12 protein-coding genes are annotated in these 10,457 nt (G+C 43.8%); 6 read left to right on the top strand and 6 right to left on the bottom strand.

Annotated elements, in window-relative coordinates:
- Positions 1 to 89: 89 nt before the first annotated feature.
- Both V7K36_RS16795 and V7K36_RS16790 read right to left on the bottom strand, forming a co-directional pair.
- Positions 90 to 251, bottom strand: coding sequence for a hypothetical protein (locus V7K36_RS16795; protein WP_335117552.1), 162 nt, complete (start codon positions 249 to 251; stop codon positions 90 to 92).
- Between the two features lie 231 nt (positions 252 to 482).
- Entirely contained in the window at positions 483 to 1,139 is a 657-nt protein-coding gene (locus V7K36_RS16790; protein ID WP_335117550.1) for a DUF2887 domain-containing protein, read from the bottom strand.
- A 141-nt stretch (positions 1,140 to 1,280) separates the two neighbouring features.
- On the opposite strand from V7K36_RS16790, the gene menB reads away from it, so the two are divergent.
- The gene (gene menB / locus V7K36_RS16785; RefSeq protein ID WP_335117548.1) at positions 1,281 to 2,114 is read left to right on the top strand and encodes a 1,4-dihydroxy-2-naphthoyl-CoA synthase; all 834 of its coding nucleotides are present in this window, start codon (positions 1,281 to 1,283) and stop codon (positions 2,112 to 2,114) included.
- A 127-nt stretch (positions 2,115 to 2,241) separates the two neighbouring features.
- Here menB and V7K36_RS16780 read toward each other — a convergent pair whose 3' ends face one another.
- The 3 genes from V7K36_RS16780 to V7K36_RS16770 all read right to left on the bottom strand — a co-directional run bounded on the left by V7K36_RS16780 (position 2,242) and on the right by V7K36_RS16770 (position 3,845).
- Positions 2,242 to 2,559, bottom strand: a complete 318-nt coding sequence (locus V7K36_RS16780; protein ID WP_334823151.1) for a hypothetical protein — start codon at positions 2,557 to 2,559, stop codon at positions 2,242 to 2,244.
- Positions 2,560 to 3,027: 468 nt separating this feature from the next.
- The gene (locus V7K36_RS16775) at positions 3,028 to 3,567 is read right to left on the bottom strand and encodes a DUF721 domain-containing protein (RefSeq protein WP_335117562.1); all 540 of its coding nucleotides are present in this window, start codon (positions 3,565 to 3,567) and stop codon (positions 3,028 to 3,030) included.
- 116 nt (positions 3,568 to 3,683) lie between these two features.
- Positions 3,684 to 3,845 carry a hypothetical protein gene (locus V7K36_RS16770; protein ID WP_335117546.1) on the bottom strand — a complete coding sequence of 54 codons (162 nt, stop codon included), beginning with the start codon at positions 3,843 to 3,845 and terminating at the stop codon, positions 3,684 to 3,686.
- On the opposite strand from V7K36_RS16770, the gene V7K36_RS16765 reads away from it, so the two are divergent.
- The 3 genes from V7K36_RS16765 (at position 3,845) to V7K36_RS16755 (ending at position 7,138) form a co-directional block, all read left to right on the top strand.
- Positions 3,845 to 5,212 (top strand): hypothetical protein, encoded by a 1,368-nt coding sequence (locus tag V7K36_RS16765; protein WP_335117544.1) that lies wholly within the window; start codon positions 3,845 to 3,847, stop codon positions 5,210 to 5,212. The genes V7K36_RS16770 and V7K36_RS16765 overlap by 1 nt on opposite strands.
- A 243-nt stretch (positions 5,213 to 5,455) precedes the next feature.
- Complete coding sequence (locus V7K36_RS16760; RefSeq protein ID WP_335117541.1) at positions 5,456 to 6,199, top strand: PspA/IM30 family protein; 744 nt, start codon at positions 5,456 to 5,458, stop codon at positions 6,197 to 6,199.
- Between the two features lie 162 nt (positions 6,200 to 6,361).
- Positions 6,362 to 7,138 (top strand): PspA/IM30 family protein, encoded by a 777-nt coding sequence (locus tag V7K36_RS16755; protein ID WP_335117538.1) that lies wholly within the window; start codon positions 6,362 to 6,364, stop codon positions 7,136 to 7,138.
- Between the two features lie 178 nt (positions 7,139 to 7,316).
- Here V7K36_RS16755 and V7K36_RS16750 read toward each other — a convergent pair whose 3' ends face one another.
- Positions 7,317 to 8,441, bottom strand: coding sequence for an RNA-guided endonuclease InsQ/TnpB family protein (locus V7K36_RS16750; RefSeq protein WP_335117535.1), 1,125 nt, complete (start codon positions 8,439 to 8,441; stop codon positions 7,317 to 7,319).
- Between the two features lie 274 nt (positions 8,442 to 8,715).
- Between V7K36_RS16750 and V7K36_RS16745 the strand changes: the two genes are divergently transcribed.
- Both V7K36_RS16745 and V7K36_RS16740 read left to right on the top strand, forming a co-directional pair.
- On the top strand, positions 8,716 to 9,054 hold the full coding sequence (locus V7K36_RS16745; protein WP_334940546.1) for a thioredoxin family protein: 339 nt from the start codon (positions 8,716 to 8,718) through the stop codon (positions 9,052 to 9,054).
- A gap of 47 nt (positions 9,055 to 9,101) precedes the next feature.
- Complete coding sequence (locus tag V7K36_RS16740; protein ID WP_335117560.1) at positions 9,102 to 10,358, top strand: LL-diaminopimelate aminotransferase; 1,257 nt, start codon at positions 9,102 to 9,104, stop codon at positions 10,356 to 10,358.
- Positions 10,359 to 10,457: the final 99 nt, after the last annotated feature.

Below are 10,457 nucleotides of genomic sequence, written 5' to 3'. Positions count from 1 at the left end.
TCTATCGTCAGACTAGTGTCAGCGATCGCCTGTCCTAAATAATGACTCAAACCTATTACTAGCATAGATTTGGTAATTCGCGGATAGGTCTAATGGGGGGAGCGAATAGTTCCAATAGCTCCTTTGGCTGCAATACCCAAGTCAATGCTGTCATCATCTACCTCTTGTTTATAAAGGGTATAACCTACTACTGCTGCAACAGCACGAATATAAGCGTTACTAAATTGCTCTTGACGCTGAGTAATATGCATGGACATTCAACTAAATAATCAAGATTTCGGGCTGTTCAAAAGATAATGACTAAGTTCTGTTCTTAGGAAAATTAGCCTTAACGTAACTTTCTGCACGGTTGCTTATTTTATCCCTAATGGTGATTGTGGTCGAGTGTCAACAGCCAAAATCTAGTTAATGAATGCCAAGCAGCCTTTCAAATAGCATCACTTCCAATTCAAGATCATTTTGGTTGACTTGTAATCACCCTTTCAAGATTGCGATCGCAACCTCAATTTCAATAACGCCAAAGCTAACGCTTCCAACTGTTCCAGCGATAATGTCTGAATTTTGGCTAAAAGTTCCTCAGCAATTTCACCAAATAGTCGTTTTAACTTTCGGAAGACGAGCGATCGCATTCCTTCTTCCACCGCTTCCTGATATACCCGCGTGTCTTCCACTGCTTCCGTTTCAGAAGTAACATTTGTCAGCAACATCAAACCCAATCCCAAAGGTTGTTGTCGCAAATCCCCTAACTCATCCAGATAAACCCGCCTGACTTGACCACTTTCTAACAAAGCGCGGTGAATCGAAGAGGAAGAAGGTTCCAGGCTGCGAGAGCCAAAAATTATTACTCCAAACCAGTCATCGTAACGGATAGTGTGACGGTAGAGAAACAAAAACAACTCACTAAAGAAGCGGTGATACAAGTCCTCGTCTTTCTGAAACTGGACTTCAGCAAAAAAGACGGTTTTGGAAACTGCATTAGCCGGAGGTAAAAACACTCCATCAATGCGAAACGCCGTTTCTTTCACCTCAACTGATTCAAACTGGTAGTTCTCCGCTTCTGGGGGTGGTTCATCTACTAATTCAAACAGCAAAAGAGGAAATTGCTTAAATAATTTATAGAAAATGGTGTCACGTCGCATTTTTATTCCTCAACACCCAGACAATTACCAGATTGTAAAGGCTTGAGATACCAATTTTAGCGTAGGCGTAGCCCACCGCAGGTATCGCTTGTCCCTAATACCGCGATAAAATTCTCAAGCACAACAGCGCACTTCATACCAATGCAAATTAACTGGCAAACTGCCAAAACCTACGAAGACATTCTGTATCAAAAAAACGATGGCATTGCGAAAATCACCATCAACCGTCCCCACAAACGCAATGCTTTCCGTCCTAAAACTGTCTTTGAACTGTACGACGCTTTCTGTAATGCTCGTGAAGATACTACTATTGGTGTTGTCCTATTTACTGGTTATGGCCCACACACTGATGGCAAATATGCCTTCTGTTCGGGTGGCGATCAAAGTGTGCGCGGACATGCGGGTTATGTGGACGAAACTGGCATCCCCCGCTTGAATGTGTTGGACTTACAACGCCTGATTCGTTCCATGCCAAAAGTGGTAATTGCTTTAGTAGCTGGATATGCGATCGGTGGTGGACACGTTTTACACTTGATTTGCGACCTTACCATCGCCGCCGATAACGCCATTTTCGGACAGACTGGCCCCAAAGTCGGCAGTTTCGACGGTGGTTTTGGAGCCAGCTATCTCGCCCGCATCGTGGGGCAAAAAAAAGCTAGAGAAATTTGGTTTCTCTGCCGCCAATATGATGCCCAACAAGCTCTAGAAATGGGTTTAATTAATTGCGTCGTCCCACTGGAACATCTAGAAGCGGAAGGTATTCAATGGGCGCAGGAGATTTTAGAAAAAAGTCCGATCGCAATTCGGTGTCTCAAAGCCGCGTTCAATGCTGATTGTGACGGACAAGCTGGTTTACAAGAACTCGCTGGTAATGCCACCCTACTCTATTACATGACAGAAGAAGGGTCTGAGGGCAAACAAGCCTTTCTCGAAAAGCGTCCACCAGATTTTCGCTCTTTTCCTTGGCTACCTTAGAATTGCAAAAATCGCACCCTTTAGTGAGGTGCGATTTTTGTAGATGTCAACTTTTACAGCACTAAAAATCTTAAAAACAAATCTTATCTTAAGCAAACTACAAAATCAGTTCAGTAATAATGGATAACTAAATAAACACTGCTTCAGTCTTGGCCTCTTCAGAATATATAGAGGCAGTTATTTCCTCTACAGGGGCAAGAGCAGCATTATCTAAATCTGAGGCTGGGGAATTAGAACAGGCTAAAACTGGGGCTGCATCTGGCAAACTCCAAGCATCTTCCAAGGTTTCCCAAGTAGGTGCAAAAGGTGGGAGTGCCAAAGAGCAAGCCTTCCAAGTTGCTTGAACAGGTGCTCCCAACTGCTGGCACATTCCGCCACGGCGACCCTCTGGCTGGTAATGACGGCAATATCTACAGGCAGATGCTAAATATTTAATGGGTTTCATATTGATTCATCTTTAGTTTCGTTTCAGGCTGTATTTCACCCTTCTATTCTGCTTCTATATATAAATACGGATAAGAGCCAAAAAGTTATTATTTTATCTAGGTTTCAGCGATCCCAAGGGAAAAACAAACTTTATAATATTTTTATATTGTTGTTATATATTTCAATAATCTTGAGAGTGATTACATATAGATTTTGGCTAGAAATTATTAGGGATCAAGACTAAAAGCAAAGCTTTTGATTTCTCCAGCCTTTTAACTTCCTCCTTAAGGAGAGTTTAAGGTAGAGAATTTTAGATAAATAGTCTGCTTTAGATGCCAAATTCGCCATATTCTCGCCTTAAAATCTCTTTTTTCTCCAGAGCCAGAACTATTTTATGTGGTAACAGCAAGTTACTTCAGGATAAATTCTGTTCAACAAATAATCGCTAAACTATTTTGCTTTTAATTTAGGTCAGGACTGACTGCCTTCAAAACTGTTTAGCAGCACAGACAGAACAGACTTCCCAGCGTTGGAGTTCGCCAGGTGGGGTGGGAGATTGACACTGAGGACAAAGGGGTAAGCCATGCGATCGCGATCGCATGACCTTAGCCCAATGCCCAAAAGCAGAATTTACATCCTTGGTGGGTGTAACATCAGGGTGGCTAATTTCATCACCAAGGTAACTGGGATGCTCATGGGCTGAAACCGTTTGTTGCTGTTTTCTCTCCACAGATGGATTCTGCCAGCCAGCAGTAGAGAAGCGAATATCAACCAAAGGTGTTGGCAGCTTTTTATTCAACTTTAAAAGCAGAGACGTGCGACCAAAGGTCAGGTTTTGCGACCAAGCAGCACTAGAAGTTGCTACCGACAAAATATCGCGTTGAATCGACAATGGTCGAGTATGTGCGGCAACCACTGGGTCAACAACTTCTGGCCAAAACTTGAGCAGGCGTTGAAATGGTTGCTCCTGCCATTTAGCCTGCTTTTCCAGAATGCCTAAAATATCATTAATTGATTTCAACGACATCATTTAAAGTGCTGAGTGCTGAGTGCTGAGTGAGGAGTGAGAAGTGAGGATTTTTCACCCTACTCGCCTCACAGCCCCATACTCTATTTCCAAAATAGACTCCCATGAACTATCGTTCATAACAAAACCTGAAAATCTCTCTTTTCTAATGCCCAATGCCCAATGCCCAATGCCCAATGCCTAATGCCCAATCCCCAGTCTTGATAATTTCCGTTACCATTGTCACAAATAATATCTAAAGTTAATTCCAGCAGTCTATGTTTGAGGCACAGAGGCAATGACTCAAAATCCCCTGAATGATTCCGGTACTCAATCCTCTAAAACACCTGGGTTGAAACCAGCACTTGCAGCAGCACTAGCGAGTTTAGAGGTGCCGCTAGATCAAGAGTTAGCTCGATACCGACGGACGCGAACTGGTTTGGTGTCATCGAAGCAGCCCCGTGTTACAAGTTACATGAGTAGTCAAACCCAGCCGTTGACTGCCATTCCGACAACATCGGGCACAACTCAGTCATCAGTAACGGAAATTAAAACCAACGTGCCATCTGTATCTGTACCCGTGAATCATCAGGAAACGCCAGCTACGGCAAAAATTGACGTACCACCCGCATCTGTAGCTGTGAATCCGGAAATGAACCCAGCGCCAGCTACGGCAAATACTGAAGAACTAAATAATCTCAATGTACCCTCCATCTCAGATTCTGCTAAAACACAAACTCAACTTCCACCACCCCCGCCCAACTTTAGTACCAACTTTACTAGCAGCATCGTGCCAGTAGTCGTTAAACATACTAAAAGCGAAAATCTCTTGCAGCCAGATGACACCCCTAAGCACCCAGATGACTATTTAGAATCTAGTGAAGCACTGCTGCGAAGTGTGAAAGAAGAACAACCAGAAACCAAGAAGCCAAGCAATTATAACGACAGTCTGCTATCACCTTTGGGTATCGGCTCCATGTTGCTGCTATTGGTTGCGAGTCTTACCTTGGGTTATGTAGTATTCAATCCCAAAAGCTTGCCACAATGGAATTTAGGCAAGTTGTTTAACGGGAACTCCTCTGCCGCACCAGAAAATACTGAGCAAGTTGGGAGTAATTTCCAACCTCAAATCCAGCCACCAAGCAGTTCTATACCTAAGTATCCCAATCTAGCTGCCCAAGAGTTTCCTGAGGTGAAAGATCCCAATGATGTAGTTGGCTTACAACCCAAAGTCCAACCAAGCCTCGCAGTAGTGCCTAATCCAGTCGTTCCCCAAAACTTTGCAAATCCTCAAGCGGCATTGCCTAGCCCCAACACAGCCCTAAAGCCGACAACTCCGATCGCCTTAGCACCAGTACCGACGGTACAGCCCTTACCTCTTTTGAATTTGCCTCCCACTTCACCGGCAAAAACTTCGCCCAAGCCAATCGCAACCTCACCAAAGCCGAATTCAGAAATCAAACCAGGAACAGATGGGTTCTATCATGTAGTGATAGACAATAAAGACGCGGCTTTAGCCTCAGCACGGCAAGTAGTTCCCGATGCTTATTTATCATCCAACAAAGAATTGATTTATCTGGGTGCTTTTAAGACTAAAGTGCAAGTAAAACAACAGATGCAACTGTTACAGAGAAAGGGAATTAACGCACGAGTTCAGCAGCCATGAGTTGCAAAAATCTACGATACCATAAGATAACAGTGCTGAGTGCTGAGTGCTGAGTCAATGAGTGAAGAGTGCTGAAGTAATAGAGGCAAAATCTTGCTTGTTTACGACCCGACGACAAAAAATCTTATACTCAGGACTCTAACTGAGCATTCACCACTGCATAACTACCCGACGACAAAAAATCTTATACTCAGCACTCAGGACTCAGCACTCATTACTGAGTTTCGTGAATGGAGAGCCGACATGGAATTAATCAAGCGTATCCTGCGGGTGATTCGCGCTAATCTCAATAGTTTGATCGGTGGTGCAGAAGATCCAGAAAAGATTCTGGAGCAAGCTGTCCTAGAGATGCAGGAAAATCTGGTACGGTTGCGGCAGGGTGTCGCACAAGCGATCGCTACCCAGAAACGCACCGAACGACAGGCGGCGGCTGCCCAGTCTCAAACAGAAGAATGGTATCGCCGCGCTCAATTAGCCCTGCAACAAGGCAGCGAACCTCTAGCACGCGAAGCTTTGACTAAGCGCCAAGCTTATAAAGAAACTTCTACAGCCCTCTTTTCCCAGATAGGGCAGCAAAACGATATAGTAGCTAGGCTAAAAAAGGATATGCGATCGCTGGAGTTAAAAATTGGCGAGGCGAAAACTAAAAAAGATATGTATATTGCTCGCGCCCGTTCTGCGGAAGCGTCTTATCGCCTCCAAGAAATGTTGGGCACAGTTTCTGCTACCAGCAGTCTAAGTGCCTTTGAGCGGATGGAAGAAAAAGTTTTGCAGATAGAAGCTAAATCAGAAGCGATTTCTGAACTCAGTAGCGACGGCTTGGAAACACAATTTACTTCTTTGGAATCTACTAATGATGTAGATGCCGAATTGGCAGCGATGAAAGTGCAGGTTTTAAACCAGGCAGAAAACACACAGCACAACAGTCTCCTCACCCAGGAGAACCAGAACACAGCGCAGCAGTTACCCAAAACCCAAGACTCTTGAAGTTCGGCTAATTACCCCAGTTTGGAGCTATCTTAACAATTAAGAGTTGTTAGGAGGTACTGACTCAAAGCGGAAAGATTACATTTAAATAGGTAGCTATTAAAAAGTAAAAAAGCTAACTGTCCAACAAAAAGCGTAAACCAGACAAGGAAAAACAAAGTTATGGGATTATTTGATCGCATTAAGCGAGTAGTTAGTTCTAACCTCAATGACCTGGTTAACAAAGCCGAAGACCCCGAAAAAATGCTCGAACAAGCCATCCTGGAAATGCAGGAAGACTTGGTGCAGCTGCGTCAGGGAGTAGCCCAGACGATCGCCAGCCAAAAACGCAGTGAGAAACAGTACAATGATGCCCAAAATGAAATCAATAAGTGGCAACGCAATGCCCAACTAGCGCTGCAAAAAGGTGATGAGAACTTAGCACGACAAGCTCTAGAGCGCAAGAAGACTTATACGGACACCAGCGCCGCCCTCAAAGCTAGTTTGGATACCCAAAGCACTCAAGTTGAAACCCTCAAGCGCAACTTAATCCAGCTGGAAAGCAAGATTTCTGAGGCTAAGACCAAGAAAGAAATGCTCAAAGCTAGAATTACCACTGCCAAAGCTCAAGAGCAACTCCAAGGCATGGTGCGTGGGATGAATACCAGCAGTGCAATGTCTGCCTTCGAGCGGATGGAAGAAAAAGTCTTAATCCAAGAATCCAAAGCCCAGGCACTAGGAGAGTTAGCAGGTGCAGATTTAGAAACCCAATTTGCCCAGTTGGAAGGTGGTAGCGATGTTGATGATGAATTGGCAGCTTTGAAAGCCCAAATGTTACCACCCGCTACTCCAGTAAATCAACCCCAACTGCCACCGCAACAACAAACCACTCCTGCTAAGTCTAATGAGGTGGTTGATGCCGAGTTGGATTCCCTACGCAAGCAATTGGATCAATTGTAAAATTGGCAGAAAACTTATTTGAGCTAGTCCCACGCCTGTTGGTTGTGGGATTTTACTTGACATCCTCCCCGCCCTGAAGGGAACGGGGATTCCTTAAAACAAGCTCAATTGAACTGGTTTGAAGGGGGTTAACGCTTCACAGGATGCTACTACCTTAACGGTAGTCTTACGCCTTCCTTTACGTTCGTTTTTTAGTCTCGGACTGCCCGCCCGCGACTTTTAAAATATTTTTTGAAGCATTAATATCTCGGTCGTGTTCTTTACCGCAAAAAAGGCAAGTCCACTCTCTAACTGAAAGTTCTTTTTTACCGCCCTTTTCACCACAACAAAAACACTTTTGAGATGTTGGTTCCCATCGATTAATTACTCGTAAATCCCTACCATACATTGTTGCTTTAGCTTCAAGCATAGTCCGAAAACTACGTAAATCAGAAATAGCACGAGAAAGCTTACGGTTTTTAACCATGCCGCTAACGTTCAAATCTTCTAATGCTATCGTTTGGTTTTCACGGATAACTTTAGTTGATAATTTATGCAAAAAGTCTGTTCTAGTATCAGAGATTTTTGCGTGTAATTTAGCGACCTTAATTCTTGCTACCTCACGCCTTTTACTCCCTACTGGTTTATTGGATAGTTTACGCTGCAAAGAACGTAGCTTTTCAAGATGCTTCTTTAAGGGTTTCGGAGCCTTGACTTTTTCCCCATGACTAAAAGTCGCAAAATCCGTAATTCCTAAATCAATGCCTACAGCATTACCATTATCAGGTAATTTAACTGTATTCATTTCTACAACAAAACTTAAGAAATATCTATCCGCAGAATCTTTAATAATAGTGACACTTGATGGTTCAGATGGTAGAGGACGACTCCAAACAATTTTTAGTTTACCTATCTTAGCTAAGTAAACATTATGTTGATGTACTTTAAATCCACCAATTATAAACTTAGCTGATTGAGCCGATTTGCGTTTCTTAAACCTTAGTAAACGTATTTTTTTGCCCTTTGTTTGTCCCTTACAAGATTTGAAAAAGTTCTGGTAAGCTTGCCCTAAATCCCTGATAGATTGTTGCAAAGTAATATTTGAAACTTCCGATAACCATCTTCTATTTTCTGTCTTTTTAGCTTGGGTTATAAACCGTTTCTGAAGTTCTGCTTCTTTGCAGTATTTTTCTCCTTTTTTAAAAGATTTAACGCAAAAATCTAACGCATCATTCCACACAGTTCTTGCACACCCGAACAACTTGGAAAGGGCGTTTTTCTGTAGTTCTGTAGGATAAATGCGATATTTAAATCTTGCTTTCATGTTATTATTGTACAGCAAGCAGCCGGAAGTGGCAATGAAAAGACGATTAGATTTTCGGATTGAAGAATTTGAGTTTCAAATCCTAGAAGAGTATTGCAATGCGGTTGGTAGAACGAAGACGGACGTGCTTAGAGAGTTGATCAGAAATCTAAAATCTAAGAAAAAGCCGCCCTAAAAGTGCGGGGCTTGAATCCCAAATTTTCGGTCATTAGTCAATACTTTGGGATAAAGTATTGTGTGTGCCAACTTTGATCGCCACCTGATGGAGACTGCAATGAGTAAGGCTGTAATCACCACCATAACTGATGCTGAGTTTGAAACAGAAGTGTTAAAAGCCGAGCAGCCTGTATTAGTTTACTTTTGGGCTTCCTGGTGTGGTCCTTGTCAATTAATGCCGCCCGTGATTAACTCAGCTGCTAGCAAATATAGCGATCGCCTCAAAATCGTGAAAATGGAAATTGACCCCAACCCACTCACTGTTAAGCAGTACCAAGTGGAAGGCGTGCCAGCCCTCAGACTATTTCAAGGAGACAAACTATTAGAATCTACTGAGGGAGTCATCAGCAAAGAAAAATTACTCGAACTCTTAGATAAGCACTTAAGTAGTCAATAGTTCATAGTCTATAGCTAATGACCAATGACTAATGACTAATGACTAATATGCAATTTGCAAAGCGTTTACAACCCCTACAATCTAATGTATTTGCTGATATGGACAGAGCCAAGGCAGTCGCTTTGGCAGTTGGACAACAAGTAATTGATTTGTCGTTGGGGTCTTCTGATTTACCAGCTGAGGCACATGTCATTGAGGCGATCGCCCAATCTCTTGGCGATCGCACTACCCACGGCTATCTGTTGTTTAACGGTACCCTTGGGTTTCGCCAAGCCGCAGCCAACTGGTACGAACAAAAATTTGGCATCAAAGTCAATCCCGAAACTGAGGTACTACCTCTAATTGGTTCTCAAGAAGGCACAGCCCATTTACCCCTAGCGATACTCAATCCCGGAGATTTCGCCCTGTTGCTCGATCCAGGTTATCCCTCTCACGCCGGGGGAGTCTACCTAGCCAGTGGTCAAATCTACCCAATGCCACTACGGGCAGAAAATGCTTTTTTACCAGTGTTAGCTGATATTCCTGCCCCTGTCTTGGCTCAATCGCGGATGATGGTATTAAGTTATCCTCACAATCCCACAGCTGCGATCGCTCCTTTATCTTTCTTTCAAGAAGCTGTCGCCTTCTGTCAACAGCACAATCTCGCCCTGGTTCACGATTTCCCCTACGTAGATTTGGTATTTGGCGAGAGTGGGGAGTTGGGAAAAGAAAGCAGGGGAGCAGGGGAAGCAGGGGGAGAAAGAATAACCAATGCCCCATGCCCTATGCCCAATGCCCAATGCCCAATTCCTTCAATTCTCCAAGCTGACCCAGAAAAGAGCGTCTCGATTGAATTTTTCACCCTTTCCAAGTCCTACAATATGGGCGGCTTCCGTATTGGGTACGCCATCGGTAATGCTGAGTTAATTAACGCTTTACGTCAGGTAAAAGCCGCAGTTGATTTTAATCAGTATCGGGGGATTTTGAATGGTGCGATCGCTGCCCTGACTGGCCCTCAATCTGGCGTAAAATCTGCTGTCGCTACTTTCCAGGGGCGGCGTGATGCTTTCATCAACGCTTTACACCGCATTGGCTGGAACGTTCCCACTCCCCAAGCCACAATGTACATCTGGGCAAAATTGCCCTCACCTTGGAGTCAAAACTCCATAGATTTTTGTACCCAGCTAGTCAAACAAACTGGTGTAGCCGCTTCCCCTGGTGCTGGCTTTGGCAAATCTGGAGAAGGGTATGTCCGTTTTGCCCTGGTGCATGAGCCACTTTTGTTAGAAACTGCTGTGGAAAGAATAGCCCAGTTCCTTCATTGAACATTCTTCTTAAAGTGAACACCAAAGATTTTTGGTGTCAAAATCTACGAATGGAACACGCGCTAGGGGGGTACATTTGTGCATTGGTGTCAACTTACA

This window comes from Nostoc sp. (genome assembly GCF_036919555.1).
Lineage (GTDB): Bacteria > Cyanobacteriota > Cyanobacteriia > Cyanobacteriales > Nostocaceae > Nostoc.
This window is presented reverse-complemented; position numbering and strand designations above follow the sequence as displayed.

What these genes read in the sequence shown, in the direction of transcription:
- V7K36_RS16740 (WP_335117560.1), top strand. Translation starts at nt 9,102, where the DNA reads ATGCAATTTGCAAAGCGTTTACAACCCCTACAATCTAATGTATTTGCT.
- V7K36_RS16775 (WP_335117562.1), bottom strand. Translation starts at nt 3,567, where the DNA reads ATGTCGTTGAAATCAATTAATGATATTTTAGGCATTCTGGAAAAGCAG.
- V7K36_RS16780 (WP_334823151.1), bottom strand. Translation starts at nt 2,559, where the DNA reads ATGAAACCCATTAAATATTTAGCATCTGCCTGTAGATATTGCCGTCAT.
- V7K36_RS16755 (WP_335117538.1), top strand. Translation starts at nt 6,362, where the DNA reads ATGGGATTATTTGATCGCATTAAGCGAGTAGTTAGTTCTAACCTCAAT.
- V7K36_RS16760 (WP_335117541.1), top strand. Translation starts at nt 5,456, where the DNA reads ATGGAATTAATCAAGCGTATCCTGCGGGTGATTCGCGCTAATCTCAAT.
- V7K36_RS16795 (WP_335117552.1), bottom strand. Translation starts at nt 251, where the DNA reads ATGCATATTACTCAGCGTCAAGAGCAATTTAGTAACGCTTATATTCGT.
- V7K36_RS16750 (WP_335117535.1), bottom strand. Translation starts at nt 8,441, where the DNA reads ATGAAAGCAAGATTTAAATATCGCATTTATCCTACAGAACTACAGAAA.
- menB (WP_335117548.1), top strand. Translation starts at nt 1,281, where the DNA reads ATGCAAATTAACTGGCAAACTGCCAAAACCTACGAAGACATTCTGTAT.
- V7K36_RS16745 (WP_334940546.1), top strand. Translation starts at nt 8,716, where the DNA reads ATGAGTAAGGCTGTAATCACCACCATAACTGATGCTGAGTTTGAAACA.
- V7K36_RS16790 (WP_335117550.1), bottom strand. Translation starts at nt 1,139, where the DNA reads ATGCGACGTGACACCATTTTCTATAAATTATTTAAGCAATTTCCTCTT.
- V7K36_RS16765 (WP_335117544.1), top strand. Translation starts at nt 3,845, where the DNA reads ATGACTCAAAATCCCCTGAATGATTCCGGTACTCAATCCTCTAAAACA.